The organism is Streptomyces sp. ME19-01-6, from assembly GCF_033793745.1.
Lineage (GTDB): Bacteria > Actinomycetota > Actinomycetes > Streptomycetales > Streptomycetaceae > Streptomyces.
In genome coordinates this window covers 36,819-62,016 of the sequence record NZ_JARAXF010000015.1, presented here as the reverse complement: position 1 = coordinate 62,016, position 25,198 = coordinate 36,819, and the positions used below count along the sequence as shown (strand labels likewise).

Here is a 25,198-nt window from a genome sequence, read left to right as displayed (position 1 = left end):
TATCGAAGGGGACCTTGCACGTGTCAAGTGGCCCATGAAACAGTCTCGTTCACGGCAAGAGCAAGTCATCGACCGAAGTCGTCTTTCCGACACATCTTCCGCGATGTCATGTCTGTTCTTGTGGGTGCTGTCCGTGCGAAGCTTGGCGCAGGGACTTGCCGCTGGCACCGTGCGCATTCGATCCGAGAGGAAGTGTCAGATGCCGGAGGAAGTGCTTGTGCTCGATCGAACGCAGGTGCGGAGGTGCGCGGCGCGGATCGACCCGGTGGCGGTGACGGAAGAGGTGCTGCGACGGCATGCCCGCGCCGAAGTCATGTTGCCTGCCGAGGGTTATATGGCGTGGCGGAACTCGGAGGGAGCATATAGCAGATCCATCGCCATGCTCGGAGCCCTTACGGGTTCCGATCCCGTCTATGGGCTGAAACTTATCAACGCCTCGGTCGGCAATCCGTCGAAGGGAATGGAGCGGGCTGGGGGGATTTCACTCCTGTTCGATCCCGAAACGGCGCGCCCGCGCCTGCTCGCCGAGGCCGGATACTTGAGCGCGTTACGCACCGCCGCCTACACGGTGGCCAGCCTGCGTCGTCTTGGTCCGGAGTCGTTCGACGCGGTCTCGGTCATCGGCTGCGGGACACTTGCCCGCGCCCATCTCGAACTGATCGGGCGTTATTTACCCCAGGTCACCCGTGTTCACGCCTTCGACACCGATGCGCGACGGGGGGCTGGGTTCGCTCGTTGGGCGGCAGAGCGCGGGCCCGCGATGCGCGTGGAGTCGGCGCCAAGTGCACGCGCCTGCGTGGCCGCCAGCCGAGTCGTGATCACGCTGACCGTTTCGGATAAGCCCTACGCCGAGATCGACTGGTTCCGCCCCGGCAGCTTCGTCGCGCACGTCTCGCTTGACGACCTGTGCGAGGACGTCTTCGCCGGGGCCGAGCGGCTCTATGTCGACGACGTGCAGCTCATCGCCGAGAATCCGCGCCGTATCCTCGGCCGGCTGCTGCAGGAAGGAGCCATCCTGCCAGGAGATGCCGAAGTGGCCGACCCGGCCCGCGAAGTGCGTCGCGGAGTCGTATCGGGAACCCTCGGCGAGGTGTTGATCGGCAAGGTCCCCGCAGCACGCCCGACCGACGGCGTTGTGGTCAGCAATCCGTTCGGCATGTCGATCCTGGATGTCGGCATGGTGAATGCCATTCGGGGAGTGGCCGAGAGGGACGGACTCGGGACGCGCATCAATCTGCTGGGCACGGATGGGGAGGCTCGATGACGGACCGCGACAGGTTGGCCGGCACGTCGGCTGCCGGTCTGCTCAGCCTCCGCGACCTGGACGCCGAAGCATTGGCCGGCCTCGTGCAGCGGTCGGTCGACTTTCGCCGTGACCCGTTCCCGGCCGACCGACCGTTGACCGATCGGGCCATCGGCCTGTTCTTCACCGCGACCTCGACCCGCACCAGGACGGCCTTCACGGTCGCCGCGATCAGGCTCGGGGCCACCCCCTTGGCCTACGGACCGAGTGACCTGCAGATCGGCACCGGCGAGAGCATCGCCGACACCGGCCGCATCCTCGGACTCATGCTTGACGCCCTCGTCGTGCGGACCGCGGGTCCACTCGCGGACATGCGCGAACTGGCCCGCACCTCCGGCATGCCGTTGATCAACGCGATGGCCACCGAGGAACACCCCACGCAGGCGGTGTGCGACATCGCCACCCTGGCGCACCACTTCGGGTCGCTCTCAGGGCTGTCCTTTCTCTACATCGGGGAAGGCAACAACACAGCCACCGCGCTGGCCCGTGGCCTCGCCCTGGTCCCCGACGTGCGGGTCACCTTCGCCACGCCCCCGGGCTACGGCCTGCCGGCGCCGCTGCTCGCCGAGGCGTTGGAGGTCGCCCGCCAGCGGGGCACCCGAATGGACGAGGCCCACGACATGCATCGGCTGCCGGACCAGGTGGATGTCGTCTATACGACGCGCTGGCAGACGACGGGCACGGAGAAGGCGGACCCGTCCTGGCGGGAGACATTCCGACCGTTCTACGTGGACGAGACGCTCATGAGCCGGTACCCGCAAGCAGTCTTCATGCATGACTTGCCGGCGCATCGTGGTGACGAGGTCGCGGGCGCGGTGCTGGACGGCAAGCGCTCGATCGCCTGGTGCCAGGCCGAGATGAAGCTCGCCAGTGCCATGGCCGTCCTTGAGACCACGGTGGCCGATCGGTCATGACGGAGTCGGGTCCCCCTCCTGCCACTTCACCGCTGACGGATCTCTTCGGCTGGCGCTGTTCGCGGTGTGAATCCAAGTACAGCCTGGAGAGTGTTCGGTATGTCTGCCCGGTCTGCCCGGGGATCGCGGCGCTCGATCTCGTGCCCGACTACCCCAAGATCGGCGCCGGACGACCGCCGGACCTGGTCGTGGACGCCGAGGCACCGTCCATGTGGCGCTATCGTCGGCTGCTGCCGGTCGGCGGCCTCGAGCCGGGACCGACCGATCGGCTCGGCCGGATCGGCTGGACTCCCCTGACAGAACTACCCCGCCTCGCCGCGCGGTTGGGGATGCGCAGCTTGATGCTGAAGGACGAGGGGCGGAACCTGACGGGATCGCTGAAGGACCGGGCCAGTGCTCTCGTGGTCGCGAAGGCCCGTGAGATCGGAGAGTCAGTCATCGTCACCGCGTCCACGGGCAACGCCGCGGCGGCCCTGGCCGGCTGCTGTGCCGTGGTGGGGCTCCGCTGCCTGGTTTTCGTGCCGCAGGGGATGCCGGAGGCAAAGATGGCGCAGCTGCGTGCCTACGGCGCGGTGGTGGTCGAGGCGCGCGGGGACTACGGGGCAGCCGTCGAGCTGTGCTATCGGGTCGCCCGCCGCAAGGGCTGGTACTGCCGCAGCACCGCGTACAACCCGTACACCGCCGAGGGTAAGAAGACGGCCGCCCTGGAAATCGCGGAGCAGCTCGGCTGGCGCGCACCGGACGCTGTGCTGGTTCCGGTGGGCGACGGGAACATCCTGACCGGTCTCCACCGGGGATTCAGCGACGCGCTCGCGATGGGCTGGATCGACCGGATTCCCCGGCTGATAGGGGTGCAGTCCACCGCGGCCCCCGCCCTCTTCGACGCCTGGCGGCGCGGCGACAGGGAGGCCGAGGCCACCCCGGCGCACAGCCGGGCCGAGAGCATCAACGTCGAGTCGCCGCAGGACGGGCTGCGGGCCCTACGGGCGGTCCGCGAGACGGGCGGCTGCTTCACCGCGGTCTCCGACGAGCACACCATGGCGGCCGTCAATCTGCTGGCCCGGCTCGGCGGAGTGTTCGCCGAGCCGGCGAGCGCGACGACGGTCGCGGCGCTGCCCGGCCTGTTGGAGACCGGGCGGCTGCGCCGCGGCGAGAGCACGGTGCTGATCAACACGGGCACCGGGCTGAAGGATCCACTGGCTGCGACGGCTGGAAGCCGACCCAGGATCGAGGTGTCCGAGGACTATGCGGCCCTCGAGGCCGAACTGACCGACATCATGGCCGCGATGGAGTGATGGGGGCCGGATCACCCGGCGCGGCCGACGTCCACCGGCTGTGCCATGGCGACGGCGACCCTCCGGTCTCCCGAGTACGGCGCCCGGCCGTGCGCGGTCAGCATGTTGTCCAGCAGGAGAACGTCGCCGGTCTGCCACGGGAAGGTCACCTTCGCCCGCTCGTAGGCGTCGCGCAGGGTGTCCAGGATGTCTGGCTCGATGGCTGTCCCGTCGCCGTAGAAGCTGTTGGTGGGGAGGTCATGAGCCGGCAACTGCTCGGTCATCGCGGAGCGGAGGGAGGGTCCGAGGGTGGACACGTGGAAGAAGGTCGCGTGGTTGAACCAGAGGACTTCTCCCGTCTCGGGATGGCGGGCCAGCGCCTCGGCCACCCGGCGGGTGCGCAGCTGGTTCACACCCTCCCACTCGGCCACGAGGCCGGCGCTGCGGCAGTACGCCTCGACCGTCGCCCGATCGTCGGTCTGGAAGGACTCCTGCCAGGACAGGCCGAAGCCGCGCCCGTAGTTCCGGACGTACATGACTTTCTTCTCCCGGAACCTCTCCCGGACGGCGGCCGGTACGTTCCGGGTGACCGAGCGGATGGGGGCGATGGGAGTCTCGCCCCCGGTGCCCGGGGCGATGATGCAGCAGAACGCGATCCGCAGCGGCCAACGGGTCGCGTAGGACAGCTCGTTGTGCAGGAAGATCGGCTGGTCGTTCGGATGGTCGGTCGAGGTGAACACGTTCCCGGCGATCCGGTGCCGGGGCGAGGAACGTTCGTGCTCCGTGACCAGATCGCTGTAGAGGCCACCGAAGACACGCTCGAACTCGGGAGCGTCGGGCACCTTGAAGTCACGCAGCAGGAGGGCGCCGGAGGCCCGCAGGTGTTTCTCGATCGTCGCCCGGTTCGAGGAGGTCCACGTGTCCAGCCGCACGCCCGGCACCCTGGGGCGGGCGACAGTAAGGTCGGTCGAGGCGGAAGGCGGTGGCGCGATATCGACGAGTGTGTCCGTGCTGATGCGACTTCTGACGCGCCGAGTATTCCGCACGGATGGAATACGGAACTCATTCATCGCAGGGCTCCCCGTTCCGAGACTGCCGTAAGAGGACCACACTCTACGGCGATCCACTCTATGAGAGAAGCTGGACAGGAAGCTCCAACCTGTCGTATAGGTCAGTGAGATGACGTCCCGTAGGGGCTCCTCTTGACACCCTCATTATGGCCGACTTAAACTCGGCTGGGATTGGATCGATTCACATCTTCAACACGTTACATGCTATGTCATCGCCGGGTTGGCGTGTCGCATGTGCGCCACGTCGATACTGTTCGTGAGCGTTGGACTTGTCGGAAAGTTTCCGTCAGGTGCTGCCTGTCTTCTTTTTGTGTGCCTAGCCTCTGGGCAACTCAGCACGTCAGCACGCGCATACTCGTCCGCATGCGCTGTGTGAACGAGACCACGGACGACTTAAACGGGGGTGCCGCGCCTTGCGGATTCCACCCATTTTCCAACGCTCCGCCCATGCCATTAGGCTGATAGGCGGAGTGATAGTCGAGCCTTTCCTAAAACCGTAGTGGGCGACACGTGCTACGCGGCTCAGCCGCCCTGTTCAGGAAGCGCGAGAGGAAATTTCCGGGTGACGACTGATGAAGCCATGGGCACCATGCGGACCTATGTCGAGGGATTCAGGACCTCACCGCTCCAGGACCGCGTCTGGCGCACCGCCCGCCTCGCCAGGTCGGTCGTAGTCCTGGCAATATCCGGCGCGCTGTCGCCCGCGCGGATCGAGGCCGCGCTTCGCGACGCGGTGGATAGCCACGAGATTCTCCGTACGACGTTCCGCGCGGTTCCGGAGCTGGACCATCCTCTGCAGGTGATTCACGAGTCGTCCCACACGGTGCTGCGGACGACCGACCTGTCTCAGATGGATCCGTCGGCTCAGGAGGCGGCGACGGCCGAGATCCTTCAGGCCCATCAGGAGGCGGCGACGGACCTGGCGGAGCCGCCCGTGCTCCGCGCGGACCTGGTAACGCTCTCCGCCACCACCCGGCGCCTCGTACTGAGCCTGCCGGCCATGTGTGCCGACGCCGGGACGCTCATCGCCTTGTGCCAGGCCGTGGCCACCGGCTGCGGGGCGGCCGGGCCGATGGCGGACGTGCCGCAATACGCGGATGTGGCCGAGTGGATCCACGAGGTGCTGGAGTCTGCCGCCGGAGACGAGGGTCGCGACTACTGGGCGAAGGTGGCCCAGAGCTGTGGACCGGCACTGGCATCGGAAGCCGCCGGGGGAGTGGTGGCCGGCCGCGCGTGCCGTCGCATGCGGATGGACGCCGCCACCACGGCGGCGATCGACCGAGCGGCCAGGGACTTGGGCGAGTCGACCGAGACGTTCCTGCTCACCTGCTGGCGGCTCCTGTTGTGGCGAGCCGGCGGACAGCAGCACCGCGCTATGGGCCTGCAGCAGGACGGCAGAACCCACACGGAACTAGCGGGCGCTTTCGGTCCCTTGACCCGGTGCCTGCCGTTGACCGAGCCGCTCGATCCCGCCAAAACCTTCGCCGAGTTACTGCGCCGGACCGGCGAGGAGGTGCGCGACCGCGGACGATGGCAGGAGTACTTCGATCCGGCCTCGTTCATGCGCTCCGCAGGGATGCCGCAGGACGCGTGGATCCGCGAGGTGTTCTCCTACGCGGACGCCTCCACCACCTGGTCGGCCGACGGTACGGAGCTGTCCATCGCGGCCCTGGAAGCGGCGGGCGAGACGTACGGCAGTCGACTCGCCTGCCTGCGGCTCCCGGACGGCTTGGCCGTCGAACTGCGGGGCGGCGTGCGGTCGTTCGATGACGACGGCCTTGACGGGCTGGTCCTGGAGCGGCTGCGGACCCTGGCGACGGACGCCGCCCGCCGACCGGAGGCCGCGGTCCGCTCGCTGCGCTGGCTGGGAACGGAAGAGCGCCGCACGCTCGCCGCCTTCGCTGTGGGACAGCCGCTGCCGGAGGAGCCGTCACAGGGCACGGCCGGTCTCTTCCACCACCGCTTCGAGGCCCAGGTGCGCCGGCAGCCCGAGCGCACCGCGCTCAGGTGCGGCAAGCAGCGAGTGACGTATCGCGAGCTGAACGACCGCGCCGACCGATTCGCCCGCCGACTGCGTGACGCCGGGGCCGGGCACGGCGACATCGTCGGGCTCTGGACGGCCCCGTCGACGGACCTCGTCGTCGCCCTGCTCGGCGTCCTCAAGGCCGGCTGCGCCTACCTGCCGATCGTGCCGGGCGAGTCCGTGAACCGTGCGTCCGGCATCCTTACGGACTCCCGCGCGGTGGCCCTGGTCCTCGACCGCGAAGCGCCGCCGGGCCTTCCCGGGCTGCCCGCCGGGGTGATCCGAATCGACCGATTCGATGCCGCCACCGCCACCGCCACCGCCACCGACAGCGCCGGCCCCATGGTGGGAGCGCGGGACGCGGCCTACATCATCTACACCTCCGGTTCCACCGGCGCGCCCAAGGGTGTCATGGTGGAACACCGGTCCCTGACGTGGTTCCACCAGGCCATGCGGGAGGTCGTGCCCATCCGGCGGTCCGACCGCCTCCTGGCGGGAGTACTCAACGCACCCCTGGCCTTCGACGCCTCGGTGCAGGCCCTTCTCCTGCTCCTGGAGGGGCACTGCCTGCACCTCCTCCCCGAGGAGACCCGGCGGGACCCGCGGCTGTTCGTGGACTATCTCAGGTCCCACCACATCGACTTCCTCCACTGCACCCCGACGCACCTCGCGGCGCTGATCGAGGCCGGACTGCTGGACGACGCCCGGCCACGGCCCTCTCTGCTCCTCGTCGCCGGTGAGCCCCTGCCCACAGAGTTGTGGCAGCGGCTGCGCGAGACGGGCGGGGTACGCGCCTACAACTTCTACGGACCGACCGAGTGCACCGTGAACGCCTCCGGCTGTGAGATAACCGGGACCACCGACCCGTCGGTCATCGGCCGGCCGCTGCCTGGCGTGTCGATCCAGGTGCTGGACCCGTGGCTGAGGTCCGTCGGCATCGGAGTGCCCGGTGAGATCTGCGTCGGCGGCCCCGGGGTCGCCCGTGGCTACCTCTCCCGGCGAGGCATGACGGCGGAGCGGTTCGTGCCGGACCCGGCCGCCCGCCGGCAGACGGCGAGTATGTACCGGACCGGGGACCGGGGCAGGTTCCGCGCCGACGGCACGCTGGAGTTCCTCGGCCGGATCGACGACCAGGTGAAGATCCGCGGATTCCGCGTCGAGCCCGGTGAGGTCGAAGAGGCGCTGCGTCGGCATCCACGCGTCCGGGAGGCCGCCGTGACGGCCCGAACTGATCGCCGAGGAGGCCGGTACCTGGTGGCCTACTGCGTCGCCACCGACTCCGGGGGGGTACCGTCCAACGACGAGCTCAGGGACTTCCTCGCGGGAGACCTGCCAGAATTCATGATCCCCGCCACCTTCACGCAACTCGCCGCCCTACCGACGACGGCAGGCGGCAAGCTGGACCGGGCGGCGCTCCCGGAGCCGGACGACGGACGGCCCCAGCTGTCGGTCGGCTACGCCGCGCCGCGCACCGAGCGCGAGGAGATCCTGGCCGCCGTGTGGGGTGGCGTGTTGGGCATCGAGCGCGTCGGAATCGACGACAACTACTTCGCGCTCGGCGGTGACTCGATCCGCAGCATTCAACTGCGTTCCCAAGCCGCGGCGCGCGGGCTGAACTTCTCGGTCCAGCAGTTGGTCGAACACCCGACGATCCGCGCGCTCAGCGAGGTGCTCCACGAGCGCGAGCGGTCCGCCGGCCTGCCGCCGACGGGGCCGTACACCATGGTTGACGCCGCGGCGCGGGTGCGGCTTCCGGACGACGTGGAGGACGCGTATCCGCTGAGCATGATGCAGGCGGGCACCGTCTACGAGAGCGAGTCCCAGGCCGGCCCACCGGTCTTCCACAACGTGCGTTCGGTGCGCCTGCGCACCGCGTTCGACGAGGCGGCGCTGCGCCGGGCCCTCGATGATGTGGTGGCCCGCCACCCGATCCTGCGTACCTCCTTCGACCTGGCCCGCTTCCGGGAGCCGATGCAGCTGGTCCACCGGTCGGTGCGCATCCCGCTGCACGTGCTGGACCTGCGGGATGTCGGCCCCTACGAGCGCGAGGCAGCCGTCGCCAGGTATATCGAAGGCGAGAAGCACCACCGCTTCGACTGGAGCGAACCCCCGTTCCTGCGCATCGCCGCCCACATCCTGGGCGTCGACAGCTGCCAGTTGACGTTCACGCTGCACGAGGCCATCTTCGACGGGTGGAGCGTGGCCGTCCTGCTCACCGAGATCTTCCAGCGGTACCGCCGGGTGTTGGAGGGCGCCGACGAGGCCCCGAAGCCGCTGCGGTCCACCTACCGCGACTTCGTCGCCCTGGAGCGATCCGCCCTGGCGGACGAGGAAGCGCGGCACTTCTGGGCCGAGCACCTGCGGGACGCCACTCCCACCCGGCTGCCCAGGGGCTGGTCCGGTGCCCGACCACCCGCCCAGCACCGAACGCTGCGCGTCGCGCTGCCCCCCGGCACCGGCCTCGCGCTCGCCGAACTGGCCCGCTCGCTGGCGGTTCCGCTCAAGAGCGTGCTGCTCGCCGTGCATCTGCGGGTCCTGAGTGCGATCTCCGGACAGGACGACGTGCTCAGCGGCGTCACGGTGAACGGCCGATGCGAGACCGAGGACGGCGAGCGGGTCGTCGGACAGTTCCTCAACACGGTGCCGTTCCGCCTGTCCGTGGAAACGGGCACGTGGACCGATCTCATCACTCGCGTATTCCGCTCCGAGGTGGCGCAGCTGCCCCACCGTCGCTACCCGACGGCTCAGATCCAACGGGAGCACGGTGAGGGCCGACTGTTCGATACGGCCTTCAACTTCACCCACTTCCATGTCTACCGTGAGCTCTCCCGGCTCGGAGGCGTCACGGTGGACGGTGGCGCGTTCTTCGATCGAACCGGGCTCGACCTGCTCGCCGACTTCTCCATGGACAGCGAAACCGGCGAGGTCAACCTGGTACTCAACTGCAACGGCCTGGCCGAGCACCAGATCGCCGTGATCGGCAGGTGCTACGCGGAGGCCCTCACGCGCGTCAACGCTGGGCCCCGCACCCGGCACGACGTCGCCGACCTGCTGGCCGAGGAGGACCGGCACCGGGTCCTCGTGGAGTGGAACCCCACCACCGCAACCGAGCAGTCCGAGCGATCCGAGGGCGCGGCGGACGATTTCGTCACTCTCTTCGAGCGCCAGGCACGTCGTAATCCCCGGTCTTCGGCGGTGGCGTGCTCCGGCCGGTCCCTGACCTACGGGGAACTCGACGATCGCGCCACCCGCCTCGCCCACCTCCTGACCGCCCAGGGGATAGGCCCTGACCGGCTGGTCGCGCTGTGCGGGGAACGCGACATCCCCTATCTCGTCGCGGTCATCGCGGTACTCAAGTCGGGCGGCGCCTACCTGCCGCTGGATCCCGACGCCACGGGGGAGCGGATCGCCGGGACGCTGCGGCGCCTGCGTCCGGCGGCGGCCCTGCGGGTCGGTCCCGTTCCGGAAGCCGCGCAGGCGGGGCTCGACGCCGCGACAGCAGAGTTCGGCATCCCGCTGCTGACGGAGCAGAACGCCAACGAGGCGGCGGAGGCGGACGAGGCGGCGGACTCCCCGTCCCCGGGTGTGCCCAGCCGCGCACTCGCGCACAACCTCGCCGTGGTCCTGACGACCTCGGGTTCGACAGGCACCCCGAAGGCCGTCATGCTCGACCACGCGGGGGTGGCCAACCACTTGCGGGCGAAGGCCGAGGAGCTGGGCCTGGATGGGACCAGTCGCGTGGCGAGCACCGCGCAGTCCACTTTCGTCGTCTCGGTGTGGCAGATGCTGGCCGCCCTCACTGTCGGCGGCAGCGTCGAGATCATCCCGAACGCCCCGGCCAACCAGCCCGGCGAGTTGCTGGACCGACTCCGCGAGACGGGGACGACGGTGGTCGAGCTCGTGCCGACCGTCCTCTCCAGTGTCGTGGATCTTCTGGAGACCGGGCCGAGCCAACTGCCACGGCTGCGGCGCCTGGTGGCCACCGGCCAGGCTCTGCCGGAGCGGCTCGCGCGGCGCTGGCGGGACTGTCAGCCCGACATCCCGCTGATGAACGCCTACGGCTGCACCGAGTCGTCCGACGACGTCGCCCATCACTTCGTCACGGAGCCGAGCGAGCACGCGTCCTCTCCCATCGGCCGGCCTGCCCGCAACACCCGGATCTACGTGCTGGACGACCGGATGCGTCCGGTGCCCCCTGGCAGCGTCGGGCAGATCTGCGTCTCGGGCACCGGGCTGGCACGGGGCTACCACGGGGATCCCAGGGCCACCGCGGCGGCGTTCGTGCCCGACCCGTTCGGAACCGACGAGCGGATGTATCTCACGGGTGACCTCGGATTCCACGGGCCGGACGGCGTGCTGCACTGCGTGGGCAGGCGCGACCGGCAGGTGAAGGTCAACGGGGTGCGGATCGAGCCCGCCGAGGTGGAAGCCGTTCTGACGCGGCACCCCGCGGTGCGCGAGGCGGTGGTCACGGCGTGGCCGGTCGGGCACGGTACGGCCCGCCTCACCGCCTATCTGGTCGAACGCCCGGGTCGGAGCGCCTCGGCCGCCGAGTACGCCGCGCACCTGCGCCGGAGCCTGGCCCGCAGCTACATCCCGTCCGCCTTCGTCACGCTGGCGGAGATTCCGGTCAACCGGCACGGCAAGGTCGACCACGCCGCGCTCCCCGAGCCCTCCGCTCCCGTGCGGAGGGACGAAACGGCCCCGACCCCGGTGCTGACCCCCGTGGAGCGGGAGCTGACCGGTCAGTGGGAGGAACTCCTGCCCGTGGACTCAGTGGGGCCGCACGACGACTTCTTCGGCGATCTGAACGGCGACTCGCTGTTGGCCCTCCAGTTCGTCCACTGGTTCGAGACGCGCTACGGCTTCGAACTGCCGCTGCCCGAGTTCTTCGACGAGCCGACGATCGCCGCGACGGCCCGCCTCGTGGAAGAGAACCGGGGGGCCGATGACCACGGCTGAGACGCGGCAGCGCCGGCCCCGGCTGGTTCCGGACTATCCCATCGCCGATCTCGGCGAGCCCGATCTGCGGTCCCCGCTGCTCTTCTACCTCTGGCTGGCCGCGCGGCAATGGCCCTCGCTGATCTTCGGCATGGTGCTGGGCGGCGCGTCGATGGCCTGCGCCGCCCTCGTTCCCGCTGCCACGGGACGGGCGATCGACGAGGGCGTGGTGCGTCAGGACACCGGCGCCTTCGTCACCTGGGTGACCGCCTGCGCCGTGCTCGGCCTGACGGGGGCCGCGACCGGCGTCCTGCGGCACCGCATGAGCGTATGGAACCGCCTCACGGCGGGATTCAGGGTCCAGCAGCTGACAGCCGGCCACGTCACCGCCGTGGGCGACGGGTTACGGCGCCGCCTGGCCTCCGGCGAGGTGATGGCGCTGACCGGCGGCGACAGCGCCGCGATCGGCTTCTCCTTCGACCGCACTGCGCGAGGGGCGGGCGCCCTGGTGTCCATCCCCATCGTCGCCGTGATGGTGCTCTCCTTCTCGAGGGCGCTGGGACTGATGGTGCTCGTCGGCGTGCCGATCGTGCTGCTGGTCACCGCCATGCTGATCAAACCGCTGGAGTCGCGGCAGCACGAGGTCAGAGACGTCTTCGGAGAGGTGACGTCGCTCGCCGCCGACACCGTCTCCGGGCTGCGTGTGCTGAAGGGGGTCGGCGGTGAGCGGGCCGTTTTCGAACGGTTCCGCACCGCCTCACAGCGCCTGCGGGCGGCCGGCGTCCGGTCCGCCCGCATCCAGGCCCATCTGGACGCCCTCCAGGTCCTGCTTCCCGGGCTGCTCATCGTCCTGATCACCTGGCTGGGCGCCCGGTATGCCGCCCGTGGTGACATCTCACCAGGCGAGCTCGTCGCCCTGTACGGGTACGCGACGTTTCTCGTCCTGCCGCTGAGCACCCTGGCGGAGGTCGTCGGCATGCTGGTCCGCGGCCACGTCGCGGCCCGGCGCGTGCACGCCGTTCTCTCCATCGGGCGAGACCTGGGCGAGGGCGCGGACGCGGCGATGCCCCCGGAGTGGTCCGAACTCCGCGACGCCGACCTCGGGCTGACCGTCATGCCACGGGCCCACACCGCGGTCGTCTGCGCCTCGGCGGCCGATGCCCGCGCCGTGGTCGATCGGCTGGGCCGCTACCGCGAGGCCGATGTTCGACTGGCCGGCATCCCGTTGGGCGATCTGCCCCTGGCCGGCGTGCGGGGCCGCATCCTGGCCGTCGACACCGAGCCGTACCTGTTCGCCGGGACACTTCGGGCCACGCTGGCTCCGCCGCGCCGCAGCGGGCGCGTCGACCCGGCGGACGCCCTGTCCGCGGCGGCGGCGTCGGACATCCCCGCCGCCCTGCCCGACGGCCTGGACAGCGTGGTCTCCGACCGGGGACGGTCGTTGTCCGGTGGCCAGCGGCAACGGCTGGCACTGGCCCGGGCCCTGGTCGTGGATCCCGAGATCCTCCTCCTGGACGAGCCCACCAGCGCGGTGGACGCCCACACCGAGGCGCTCATCGCGCGGGGTCTGCGCCGGATCAGGGCCGAGCGCACCACGCTCACTGTGACCACCAGTCCGTTTGTCCTCGAACAGTGCGATCACGTGGCGTTTGTCGTGGAGGGCTCGGTCCGGGCGACGGGCACCCACGCCGAACTTCTCGCCCACGAGCCCGGATACCGGGCCGCCGTGCTGAGGGAGGCAGGGTGAGGGACGACGACCGCCTGCCCGTGGCCTCGGTCCGGGACACCCGACGCTACGCACGGTGTCTCGCGGCGGCGCACCGGAACCCGATCATTCTGCTGATCGTGGTCCAGGCGATCGCCGCGGCGGCCGGATTGCTCGGCCCGCGCATTCTCGGATCGGTGGTCGACGCTGTCAGCGATGGCAGCGTCAGCACTGCGACCATCGACGGGCTCGCCCTGCTGTTCATCGCCGGGCTGGCGGTGCAGGTGGCGCTCACCTGGTGGGGCAGTCGCCGTTCGGCCGCGCTCGCGGAGGACGTCCTCGCCCGCATCCGTGAGGATCTGCTGGCCGGGTTGGTCCGGCTGCCGCTGCAGGCCGTGGAGCGGTCCGGTACCGGCGACCTGGTGGCCCGCACCACGAGCGACGTGCAGCGGCTGGCGCAGACGGTCCGGTTCGCCGGCCCGCAGTTCTTCGTCGCGTCCGTCACCGCGCTGGCAACGGTGGTGGCCATGCTGCTCGTCAACCCGCTACTGACCGTGGTGGTCCTGCTCGGCCTGCCGATCGTGGTGGCGGCCACCCGCTGGTATCTGCGCGGCGCCGCGAGCGGCTACGGCCGGGTGATGGCCGCGTGGGCGGAGATCAACAACGGCGTCCACGAGACCGTCGAGGGGATCCGCACGGTCGAAGCTCTCGGACTCGAGCGCTCCCGGGTCGCCCGCGCGGAAGAGGACGTGAGGGACATCGCGGCGGCCGAGCGGCACACCCTGCGCCTGCGGACCGTCTGGATACCATCCCTTGAGCTTGGCCATCTCCTGGCCATGGTCGCGGTCCTGGTGGCGGGCGCTGTGCTGCACAGCCACGGCTACGCCTCGCCGGGGGACGTGGTGGCGGTCGCCGCGTACGCGCGGCTACTCGCCCAGCCCGTCGACGTCATCACCTCCCTGCTGGAGGCCCTGCAGATCGCCGAGGTGGCGTTGCGGCGGGTGGTCGGCGCTCAGGTACAGGTCCCGGGACCGGGGGCGGCAGCTCGGCCGACCGACGGCCCGCGCGGCGACACCGTGTCGGTGCGGGGACTGCGCTTCGGCTACGACCGGGGGAGCGAGGTGCTGCACGGCATCGATCTTGACGTAAAACCCGGGGAGCGCGTGGCGGTCGTCGGGCCGAGCGGGGCCGGCAAGAGCACGCTCGGGCAGCTCGTCGCCGGGCTGCAGGTGCCGACGTCCGGGTCGGTACGGCTGGGACGGGTCGATGTCGTGGACCTGCGCCGTGACGAGTCGGCGGCACACGTCGTCCTGGTCACCCAGGAGAGCCACGTCTTCCGCGCCTCCGTTCGGGAGAACGTCGCCCTGGCGGTGCGTGGCGTCGAAGCGGATGACAACCGGGTGCGCGCGGCACTTCAGGCGATGGAGGCACTCGACTGGGCGCTCGCGCTGCCCCGTGGCCTGGACACCGTCGTCGGCCCGGGCGGGCATGCGCTCTCCCCGAAGGAGGCCCAACAGATCGCCATGGCAAGGGTGGTGGCCGCGGATCCCCGGATCGTCGTGCTTGACGAGGCCACATCTCTGCTGGAGGCGCACGCGGCTCGGAGCCTGGAACGATCGCTGGCCGCCGTCTTGCGGGGGCGCAGCGTCGTCGCCATCGCGCACCGGCTGCACACGGCCTTCGAAGCGGACCGCGTCGTCATGTTGGAGAACGGCCGCATCAGCGAAACAGGCAGCCACCAGGAACTGATACGCGCCTCAGGTCCGTACTCGAAGCTCTGGAAATCGTGGCGCTCAGCGTCACTACCCTCGTCCGACGCCGTGTCCGGCAGATAGGGGGGCGTGACATGGCAGAAATCCATCGCTCTGGCCCGCTGTCGGGGAATCAGCACTGGGTCTGGTTGCTCGATACCACGGCCCCGACGGAGCGCGAGGAGCTCCCCCTCATCCATCTGAAGACTGAGGCGCCGTCCGGGATGACGGTCGAGCTGCTGCGGAGAGTCGTCCACCGGCTCATGGATCGGCACGAGACGCTGCGCACCAGCGTAGAGATCGGTGCCGACGGCGCTCCAGTCCAGTACGTGCACTCAGGGGTCACACCGCATATCACCGTCATCGGCGACGAGGCAAGCGCCTCGCCCGGCGAGACCGTGGCGCAGCCGACCTGGCTGCGGGTCGTCGCCGAGGTTTCCGGGGGAGTGGTGCGGAGCGTTGAGTTCACCCTTCCGGACATCTCCGTCGACCACTATTCGATCGGCGTGTTGCGGACCGAGTTCGAGCAGCTGCTGAAGTCGGAACACAGCGGTTCACCACCCGATCTCGCCCCGGTCACCTGGCATCCGGTCGACCAGGGGCGGGCCGGGCCCGGCCGTGGGCCCCAGGCGGTGCGCGGCGGCTCGCTGGCGGCGTGGCGGCGCGGTCTGGAGGCGGGGCCGCACTCGACACTGCCGTTCCGCTGGAACCGCTCGCTCTACTGGAACCGTGCCCCCCGCGAGGGGGCGATGATCGAAAGCACTCTGGTCTCCCGGCGGTTGGCGCACCTGTGCCGGACGCTGGCGGGCCATCTGGGAGTCACGGTCCCGACATCGCTGTTCGCGCTGCTCGCGGTCATTCTGGCAGGTTGGACGCGCAACGAATCCTGCGCCATCGGGGTCGTGTCGTCCAATCGGTTCAAGCCGCACCTGAGCAACAGCGTGGGCCGGTTCTCGGACGAGCTGCGCGTCGTCATCGACGTGGCCGGGGATCCTCCCTTCTCGAAGATAGCGCGCAACTGCCTGAAGGAACTGATTTTCGCCTACAGCAAGGGCTTCTTCGACGTCGGCGAACTGGTGATGGAAGAGGCACGTCAGTCACTCGACGCGGGTTCACGCTTCACCAATTCCGTGATCTTCGCCTACCACGACTACCGGAACGAATTCACCTCGCTGCCGGCGGACTTCGTCGAAGGGCGCGTGACCCAGCGGACCATCGACTACCGGACGCCCAACTTCCGACTGGACGTGACGCCGGTCGAAGACGCACTGGAGCTGTGTCTGCGGTGCCCCGAGGGGCTGCTGCCACGCATCACGGCACAGGCCCTCCTGTCGCTCTTCGAGAAGCTGGCGCAACTACTCGTCGCCGACGGCGAAACGCCTCTCTCCGAGCTGTCGAAACGGATACGCCTGGACGCTCCCTGGAACGGTCCCGGCTGGGCCCGGGTGCGGCAGTCGTGGATCGATCTCGCGTATCTGAATCATGTCGTGAACGAGTGCCGTGGGGTCGTCGTGGCGCATGTCTTCGTACGCCGGCAGGGCGGCCGCGACGACGCTTCGCGGCTGGTCTGCTACGCCCAGCCGAACGACGAATCCGTCACCCCGGCGAAGCTGCGCGAGTACCTTCGCGACGAGGTGTCGAACCATCCCTCCCTCATGGTTCCCACCCACTACGTCCTGTGCGACTCGGCCCCCAAGCACCCGGATGACCTGGAGGGATGGCGGCTCTCGCGTGTCATCGCGGAGGGCAGCGGCGACGCCGAGGCGCCGGACGAGGCGCCGCTGCTGGATCGGGAAGCGGCCGTCTGCTCCGTCTTCCGGAGTCTGCATCCCGATCGCACGCCGCGCATCTCCGCGACCTACGCGGAGCTCCACGGGGACTTCCTCAGGATTCCCGCCTTCCTGCGACGTCTCGCCGACCTCGGATATTCCGGAGTGAATTTCAAGGACTTCATCGGAATGTCGTCGCTCAGGTGTCTCGCGGCAAGGCTTGAGCGAAAGGCAGGTGAATGACCCTCCACACCGGTGGGCCACCGGTCCCGACCCCGGACTCGTTGATCGTCGACGCGAGAACCCACACACCGCTGCGCGCCCTGAAGGTCCACCACGCCGACGCGACGCACCGTCTATGGCTGAAACTGGAACAGGAGAATCCGACCGGATCGATCAAGTACCGGACCGCGCTCGGACTGCTCGCCGCTCTGTCCAGCCGGCGCCCGCTGTATCCCGGTACCCAGGTCGTGGAGTCCACCTCGGGAAACCTCGGGCTGGCCCTCGCCCATCTGCTGGCCCGGATGGACTGCCAACTCATCGCCATCGTCGACCCGAAGGTGCCTTCCTCGGTGCAGGAGTTGATGCGCGCCCAGGGAGCCACGGTGCACCAGGTGACCGACCGGGACGAACACGACGGCTATCTGCTCACCCGGCTGGCCAAGGTGGCCGAGTTGACCGACGCCGATCCCGGACTCCGTTGGACCGACCAGTACCACAATCCGGCCGGCCCCGGGGTACATCGCCGTACGACGGCCCCGGAGCTGATCGAGCAGACCTACGGGGCCATCGACGCGGTGCTCGCGGCGGTGAGTACCGGCGGCACGCTCGCGGGAGTCAGCGAGGGCCTGCGGGCGGTGTCGCCCTGCCTGCGCGTCATCGCGGTCGATGTCCAGGGATCCCTGGCGACCGGCGACCGGGCACAGGCTCACCTGCTCACCGGCATAGGTGCCACCCGGCGCTCCACCCTGTTGCGGCCCGATCACCACGACCGCGTGGCACGAGTGTTCGATGTGGAGGCATTCGCCTGCTGCCGCATGCTGAGCGAGGACACCGGCCTGCGGATCGGCGGTTCCGGAGGCGCGGTGCTCGCCGCCTACCTGGCCAACCTTCACGGTGACCTGAGGCGGGCTCGATGCCCTGTCGCAGTGATCGCCGACGGCGCCGACAACTACCTTGCGACCTTCTACGACGACTCCTGGCTGGCGGAGCGAGGCGTGGCCGACCGGGTCAACGCCGAGATCGCCAAGGCCAGGGCCGAGGGCCTGTCCTTCGAGATCGCCGACACGGCGGCGGGCCCCACCACCGATCCCCTGCGGCCTCCGGCCAGAAGGATGGACCAGTGACAACGCCCCTCCCCGCCCCCGCCGCCACCCTGCCCGACGTGCTGCGCCGGCGCGCCCGGCGGCAGCCGGACCGGCACGCCTACGACTTCCTCACCGACGGCACGGGCCGCCCGGCCACGCTGACCTACGCGGCGTTGGATCGCCGGGCGCGGGCCATCGGGCACCACCTCGCCGAGCGGTTCGCTCCCGGCGAGCGGGCCCTGCTGCTCTACCCACCGGGCCTGGACTACGTCGCGGGCCTGTTCGGCACCTGGTACGCGGGGTTGGTGGCCGTGCCCACGTACCCGCCGGACGGCGAGCGTGCGGTCGGCCTCATCTCGCGCCTGGCCGCCGACTCGCGGTCGGCCGTGGCGCTCACCACCGCCGCCATCGCCGACCGCCGACCGCTGGCCTCCGGACCCGTGATCCTGGCCACCGACGACCTGCCCGAGGTCGCCGAAGACCCCCGGCCCCCGCTGGCAGAGGACTCGATCGCACTGTTGCAATACACCTCCGGATCCACCACCGCGCCCCGGGGAGTCGTGCTCAGCCACGGCAACCTGATGCGGAACATGGGACACATCGAGCGCTGCTTCGGACACACCGCCGACAGCCGCGCGGTCTCCTGGCTCCCGCCCTACCACGACATGGGCCTCATCGGCGGGCTGCTCCAGCCGCTGTACGTCGGGTTCCCGGTGACCCTGATGACGCCGCAGTCCTTCGTGCGCGACCCACTGCGCTGGCTGCGTGCCATCAGCGAGCACCGGGCCACCAGCAGCGGCGGCCCCAACTTCGCGTACGACCTGGCGGTGCGCCGCGTCACGCCCGAGCAGCGCGACGAGCTGGACCTGAGCAGCTGGCATGTGGCGTTCAGCGGCGCCGAGCCCGTCCGGGCCAAGACCCTGGCCCGGTTCGCGGAGTACTTCGCCCCCTGCGGCCTGCGTCCCGAAGCCCTCTACCCCTGCTACGGCCTGGCGGAGGCCACTCTGATCGTCAGCGGCGGCGACCGTGCGGCCCGGCCCGTGACCCGGCCGGTGGCCCGCGCAGAGCTGGAGCGCGGCCGCGTCGCGCCGGACCCGGACGGTTACACCCTGGTGGGTTGCGGGACGTCGGTGCCGGGGCAACGCGTCAGAATCGTGGACCCTGAGACGGCGCGGCCGCGGCCCCCCGGAGTGGTGGGTGAGGTGTGGGTCTCGGGCGCCAGCGTGGCTCAGGGGTACTGGGGCCGGCGCGAGGAGACCGCCGCCACCTTCGGCGCGCGTCTCGCCGACAGCGACGAGGGCCCGTTCCTGCGCACCGGAGACCTCGGATTCCTCGACGACGGCGAGCTGTTCATCACCGGACGCCTCAAGGACCTGATCACCATCCGGGGCCGCAACTGCTACCCCGAGGACATCGAGTTCAGCGTGGCGCGGGCGCATCCAGCGCTACGTCCCGCCGCCGGGGCGGCGTTCTCCGTGCCCGTGGGCGACGAGGAGCGCCTGGTGGTGGTGCACGAGGTCGAAGGACGCCACGCCGGCGGCGGTGACCTCACCGTCGTGATCGAAGCGATCCGCGAACGCGTCGCGGCGCGGCACGCGTTGCAGGCGCACACCGTCGTCCTGGTGCGCCCCGGCGGCGTCCCGCGCACGACCAGCGGCAAGGTCCAGCGGAGCCTGTGCCGCAGTCGGTTCCTGGACGACGCGTTGCCCGTCGTCGTTCGGGCGGAGTCGGCGGACGATCCAGGCGCCGAGGTTCCCCCGGTCACCCGCGACCAGCTGCTGGCCGCCGATCCCGAGGCGCGGGCCGCGCTCGTCCGGGAGTACGTCCACCACGCGGCGGCCCGTTTGCTGCGGGTGCCGCCGGCCGAGCTGCGCGCCGATCGGCTGCTGACCGAGCACGGCCTGGACTCGGTGGCCGGTCTGGAGCTGGCCCACGGGGTCGAGACCGCCACCGGCGTGTGTCTGCCGGCCTCCGCTGTCCTGCGCGGACTCAGCGTCGGCGAGCTCGCCGCACTCATCCTCTCTGATCTTGCCGACCCCGCCGACCCCGCCGAGCCGACCGGCCGGGCGGCCGAGTCACCCGCTGACCGCTCGGATGTCGACGAGTACCCTCTCTCGCCCGGCCAGCAGGCGATGTGGACGATGCATCAGTTGGCCGGCGACAGCGGCACCTACAACGTCGCGGCCGCCGTGCGCATCGCCGCGGAGGTGGACGTACCGGCCCTCCGGACGGCCTTCGAGCGACTCATCGCGCGCCACGCCGTACTGCGTACAACGTACTCCTCGGTCGGTGGCACTCCGCTTCAGGTACGCCACGACACCGTCGACGACTGGTTCCACCACGAGACGGGCGTTGCTGCCGACGGACTACGGGTCCGACTCGACGCGGAAGCCGCGCGGAGCTTCGACCTGGAGTGGGAGGGGGTCGTGCGCGTCCACCTGTTCACCATGTCGGCGACGGAACACGCCCTGTTGCTCGTCGCCCACCACATCGCCGTCGACTTCTGGTCGCTGGAGCTGCTCCTTCGGGAGCTCGGCGAGTGCTACGGCGAGGTCCGCGCCGAAGCCCCGCCCTCCGGGCGCCCGCCCATCGACTACCTGGACCATGTGGACCAGCAGTCGCGGCTGCTCGACGGCCCGGACGGTGAGAGGATGTGGGACTACTGGCGTGACCGTCTGAGCGGAACGCTGCCGGTGCTGCAACTGCCCACCGACCGGGCCCGGCCCGCGACGCGGACGTATCGGGGCGCCTCCCACCAGGTCGACATCGAGCCGGAGGTGGCCGACAGGGTGCGCCGGCTGGCCGCGGCGGAGGGGACGACGCCGTTCGCCGTGCTCCTCGCGGCGTACCAGACGCTGTTGTCCCGGTACGGCGCCGAGGACGAGGTCGTCGTGGGCGTGCCAATGGCCGGGCGCGGCCGGGCCGCCCTCGCGGACGTGGTGGGCTATGTGTCCAACACGGTGCCGATTCGCACCGGCTTCGCCGGCGACCCGGCGTTTGCTGAGGTGGTCCGGCAGGTCCGGGATGCGGTGGCGCAGGCCGCGGAGCACCAGGAGTACCCGTTCTCACGGCTGGTCGAGCGGCTCGGCGTGCCACGCGACGCCACCCAGCCGCCGCTGTTCCAGACGACGTTCACGTACCACGCGGACCGGCTGGGGCATGGTCTCGCGGCGATGGCGCTCGGCGTGGACGGTGTGCCGGGCCGGATCGGCGAGCTGCCGGTGACATCGGTGGCGCTGAACCGGCGGGCGACGCAGTTCGACATCGCACTGGCGATGGCCGAGACCGGAGCCGGCCTGGCCTGCCAGTGGACGTACAACGCGGACCTGTTCGACGCGGCGACCGTGGCCCGCATCGCCGGGCATCTGAGGATTCTGCTGCGGGCGGCCACAGCCGATCCGGACCGCGGGGTGACGCGGCTGTCACTGAGGACGGAGCACGAGGAGCGACTGCTGTCCCCCCACCCGGCCCGACCCTGGCGTTCTCAGGACGCCGCGCACGACGCCGTGCACCGGCTGTTCGAGGCCCAGGCCGCGCGCACCCCGGACGGCGTGGCGGTGACGGACGGCACGAGCTCTCTGAGCTACCGGGAGCTGAACGAGCGGTCCAACCGGCTCGCCCGCCACCTGCGCTTGCACGGGGCGAGGCCGGAGTCCGTCGTGGCACTGTTGCTGCGCACCGGCGTGGACTATGTGGTGGCGGTGCTCGCGGTGCTGAAGACGGGAGCCGCCTACCTGCCGCTGGACCCGGACCATCCCCGGCCACGGCTGGAGTTCATGATCCGCGATTCAGGCGCGGCGCTCCTGGTCGCGCAGACCGGCGACGTCGAGTTCGCCACCGGGCTGGCCGGCGGGGTGCCGGTGTGCGACCCGTCCGGGGCCTCGGCCCGCTCCGACGACGGTGACCTCGGCTGGGATCGGACATGGCCAGCAGGCTTGGCGTGTCTGCTGTACACCTCGGGCACCACGGGTGAGCCGAAGGGTGTGCTGGTCACGCACGCCGGTCTGACCGCGCAGGTGAGGTCCTTGCAGGCGGAGTTCGGACTGAAGCCGGGTGACCGTCAGCTGGTGGTGCAGTCGTTCGCCTTCGCCGCCTCGATGCGTCAGCTGTTCGTCCCGCTGTGCCAGGGGGCCACGGTCATCCTCGCCTCGCCGGAGCACGTCACCGACGTGGCCGCGTTGTTCGACTTCGCCCGACGGCAGGGCGCGACCGTGCTGTCGGCGAACCCGTCGTACTGGCAGCACTGCCTTGACGCGCTGCACGCCGGGGGCCCTGAGCAGGCGAAGGAGAGGCTTCGGGGGACAACGTTCCGGCTCCTGCTGGCGGCGAGCGAGCCGATGCCCTCCGGGCTGCCGTCGCGATGGCTCGCCACGCTCGACTCCGACGCCCGCTTCGTCAACATGCTCGGTCACACGGAGCTGTCGGGGATCGCCACGACCTACGCGATAACCGACCAGACGGAGCCGGAGACCCGCACGGCGCTGGTCGGTCGGCCGATTCCCGGGATACGCGCCCACGTGCTCGACCGGAACCTCGCGCCCGTGCCCTTCGGCGTGCCGGGTGAGCTGTACCTGAGTGGTCCGAGTCTGGCCCGTGGGTATCGCGACCGGCCCGGTCTGACCGCGGAACGGTTTATCCCCGACCCGTCGGCCACCGAGCCGGGTGGCCGCCTGTACCGCACCGGGGACGTCGTCCGGCACCGGCCCAGCGGCGACCTGGAGCACCTGGGCCGGGCCGACGACCAGATCAAGGTGCGCGGCTTCCGGATCGAACCCGGGGAGATCGAGGCGATGCTCGACCATCACGACGAGGTGCGCGCCAGCGCCGTGGCCGCGCGCGCGGACGGCTCGGGCGAACTCCGGCTGGTCGCCTACGTGGTGCCCATCGCGGGAGCCGAGCCGACCGCCACCACGCTCCGCGGACACCTGCGGGAACATCTGCCCGAACACATGGTGCCGTCCGTCTTCGCCATGCTGCCGGAACTGCCGCGGAATCCCAACGGCAAGGTCGACCGACGCGCGCTGCCCGAGCCGCCCGCCGCCAGGCCACGCCTCGAGGAGGACTTCGTGTTTCCCCAGTCCCGGCTGGAGCTGCGGCTCGCCGAGATCTGGGCCGGGGTGCTGGGCATCGACAGGATCGGCCTGCATGACAACTTCTTCGACGTCGGCGGCACATCGCTCACCCTGTTGAAAGCCCATCAGCTGGTGTGCGCGGAGTTCGAGGTGGAACTGCCGGTCACCACTCTGTTCCAGAGGCCCACGCTGCACGCCCTCGCCACGCACTTGGCGGGCCTGGAGGCCGGGCCGTCCCAGCACGTTGAACGGAGCCGGTCGGCTGCGGCCCGCCGACGGCAGCTCACCGACGTGGTCCGGGCCCGGCGTCGCGGAGGACGGTCATGACCAAGCACGCAGACGAGGCCCCGGAGGTGCACGTGAACCCGACCGACATCGCCATCGTGGGCATGGCCATCCGATGCCCCGGCGCGGCGAACCTGACCGAGTACTGGAACAACCTGGTGGGCGGCGTCGAGTCGATCTCCTTCTTCTCCCCCCAGGAGCTGGAGCCCTCCGCGTTCTTCCCTGTGGACCCGGACCATCCCGACTTCGTCCCGGCGGCCGGGATCGTGCCGGACCTCGACATGTTCGACGCCGACTTCTTCGGAATCTCCCGCGCAGAGGCCGAGGTGATGGACCCGCAGCACCGGCTGTTCCTGGAGTGTGCCTGGGAGGCGATGGAGGACTCCGGACACGACCTCACCAGCTACGACGGGAACGTGGCGATCTACGCCGGCACGGCGAGCAACACCTACGCGATCAGCATGATGCCGCGGGTCGGCTCCAGGCTCCGGAGCTATCAGGGACTGGTCGGCAACGACAAGGACTACGTGGCGACCCGGGTGTCCTACAAGCTCAACCTGTCCGGCGAGGCCATCACCGTCCAGACAGCGTGCTCGACCTCGCTGGTCGCCGTGCACCTGGCCTGCCAGTCCATCCTGACGGGCCAGTCCGACGTGGCGATGGCCGGCGGCGTCTCACTGCAGGCATACCAGAAGACCGGCTACATCTACGCGGACGACGCGATCTTCTCCCCCGACGGGCACTGCCGGGCGTTCGACAAGTCCGCCGCCGGCTCGGTGTTCAGCAACGGGCTGGGGCTCGTGGTGCTCAAGCGGCTCACCGACGCCGTGCGCGACAACGACCGGATATACGCGGTCATCAGGGGCTCGTTCGTCAACAACGACGCCAGCGCGAAGGTCAGCTACACGGCCCCCAGCGTGGACGCCCAGGCGGCGGTGATCGCGGGGGCGCTGGACTTCGCCGATGTGCCGGCGGACAGCATCGGCTACGTTGAGACCCACGGCACCGGCACCGTGCTGGGTGACCCGATCGAGATCGCCGCGCTGACGCAGGCGTTCCGGCAGAGCACCGAGCGGAAACAGTACTGCGCCATCGGATCCGTGAAGACGAACATCGGACACCTCAACACCGTTGCCGGGGTTGCCGGGCTGATCAAGACGGCGCTCGTACTGCACCACAAGAAGATCCCGGCGAGCCTCAACTTCGAGGAACCCAACCCGGACATCCCCTTCGACGACAGCCCCTTCTACGTCAACACGCGGCTGCGCGACTTCGAAAGCCGCGGCGGCCCGCGCCGCGCCGGCGTGAGCGCCTTCGGCATCGGCGGTACCAACGCCCACGTGGTACTCGAAGAGGCCCCGCCCCGGCCCGGGCGGCCGGAGATCCGGCGCACCGCCCACCTGCTGACCGTCTCCGCCAGGAGCGAGGCCGCGCTGCGGGAACTGGCCGGCCGGCACCACGACGAACTGGCCGGGCACACCGAGGAGTCCATGGCCGACTACTGCTTCACGGCTCACACAGGTCGGCCCCACCTGCCGCACCGGCTCGCTGTCACGGCCGCCTCAGTGCCCGAGCTGCGGCAGGCGCTGCGCTGCTACCGGGAGGGGGAAGCCCTGAGCGCGGGAGCCAGCGCCGGCCTGGCCAGGGAACGCCCTTCGGTGGCCTTCCAGTTCACCGGTCACACCGCCCCGTACTCCGGCATGGGCTTCGCCCTCTACCAGACGCACGGGGCGTTCCGCGACGCTCTGGATGAGTGCCAGGAGCACCTGCGGACCTACCTCGAC

The 25,198-nt window shown here is 70.2% G+C and carries 11 protein-coding genes (1 of these 11 running past the window's edge); 10 read left to right on the top strand and 1 reads right to left on the bottom strand.

All coding sequences use genetic code 11. The annotated features are described in order from the left end of the window. The first annotated feature begins 199 nt into the window (after nucleotides 1–199). From PV419_RS29070 to thrC, 3 genes are all read left to right on the top strand, one after another. Nucleotides 200–1,264 carry an ornithine cyclodeaminase gene (locus PV419_RS29070; protein WP_319694009.1) on the top strand — a complete coding sequence of 355 codons (1,065 nt, stop codon included), beginning with the start codon at nucleotides 200–202 and terminating at the stop codon, nucleotides 1,262–1,264. After that, entirely contained in the window at nucleotides 1,261–2,217 is a 957-nt protein-coding gene (locus PV419_RS29065; protein WP_319694007.1) for an ornithine carbamoyltransferase, read from the top strand. The genes PV419_RS29070 and PV419_RS29065 overlap by 4 nt, the downstream gene beginning before the upstream one ends. A 140-nt stretch (nucleotides 2,218–2,357) precedes the next feature. Beyond that, nucleotides 2,358–3,512: a threonine synthase gene (thrC, locus tag PV419_RS29060; RefSeq protein WP_319694005.1), complete on the top strand. Its 1,155-nt coding sequence runs from the start codon at nucleotides 2,358–2,360 to the stop codon at nucleotides 3,510–3,512. A gap of 11 nt (nucleotides 3,513–3,523) precedes the next feature. Here the strand turns inward: thrC and PV419_RS29055 are convergent, their stop codons facing one another. Continuing rightward, on the bottom strand, nucleotides 3,524–4,423 hold the full coding sequence (locus PV419_RS29055; protein WP_415925399.1) for a TauD/TfdA family dioxygenase: 900 nt from the start codon (nucleotides 4,421–4,423) through the stop codon (nucleotides 3,524–3,526). Between the two features lie 700 nt (nucleotides 4,424–5,123). On the opposite strand from PV419_RS29055, the gene PV419_RS29050 reads away from it, so the two are divergent. The 7 genes in view from PV419_RS29050 to PV419_RS29020 are tightly spaced (each overlapping or abutting the next) and all read left to right on the top strand, a layout consistent with a single transcriptional unit that may run on beyond the window. Further along, the gene (locus tag PV419_RS29050; protein ID WP_319694002.1) at nucleotides 5,124–11,546 is read left to right on the top strand and encodes a non-ribosomal peptide synthetase; all 6,423 of its coding nucleotides are present in this window, start codon (nucleotides 5,124–5,126) and stop codon (nucleotides 11,544–11,546) included. Beyond that, a complete protein-coding gene (locus PV419_RS29045) occupies nucleotides 11,533–13,272 on the top strand; it encodes an ABC transporter ATP-binding protein (RefSeq protein WP_319694000.1) in 1,740 nt (579 codons plus the stop codon). The genes PV419_RS29050 and PV419_RS29045 overlap by 14 nt, the downstream gene beginning before the upstream one ends. After that, nucleotides 13,269–15,065, top strand: a complete 1,797-nt coding sequence (locus PV419_RS29040) for an ABC transporter ATP-binding protein (RefSeq protein WP_319693999.1) — start codon at nucleotides 13,269–13,271, stop codon at nucleotides 15,063–15,065. Before PV419_RS29045 ends, PV419_RS29040 begins: the two co-directional genes overlap by 4 nt. Then, nucleotides 15,017–16,993, top strand: coding sequence for a condensation domain-containing protein (locus tag PV419_RS29035; protein ID WP_319693997.1), 1,977 nt, complete (start codon nucleotides 15,017–15,019; stop codon nucleotides 16,991–16,993). The genes PV419_RS29040 and PV419_RS29035 overlap by 49 nt, the downstream gene beginning before the upstream one ends. After that, nucleotides 16,990–18,096 (top strand): pyridoxal-phosphate dependent enzyme, encoded by a 1,107-nt coding sequence (locus PV419_RS29030; RefSeq protein WP_319693995.1) that lies wholly within the window; start codon nucleotides 16,990–16,992, stop codon nucleotides 18,094–18,096. The genes PV419_RS29035 and PV419_RS29030 overlap by 4 nt, the downstream gene beginning before the upstream one ends. Next, nucleotides 18,093–23,456: a non-ribosomal peptide synthetase gene (locus PV419_RS29025; RefSeq protein ID WP_319693994.1), complete on the top strand. Its 5,364-nt coding sequence runs from the start codon at nucleotides 18,093–18,095 to the stop codon at nucleotides 23,454–23,456. The genes PV419_RS29030 and PV419_RS29025 overlap by 4 nt, the downstream gene beginning before the upstream one ends. Beyond that, on the top strand, nucleotides 23,453–25,198 hold the beginning of the coding sequence (locus tag PV419_RS29020) for a non-ribosomal peptide synthetase/type I polyketide synthase (protein ID WP_319693992.1). The gene runs 9,213 nt beyond the window's last position; 1,746 of the gene's 10,959 nt are visible here — the first part of the coding sequence; its start codon is at nucleotides 23,453–23,455; its stop codon lies beyond the right edge, outside the window. Before PV419_RS29025 ends, PV419_RS29020 begins: the two co-directional genes overlap by 4 nt.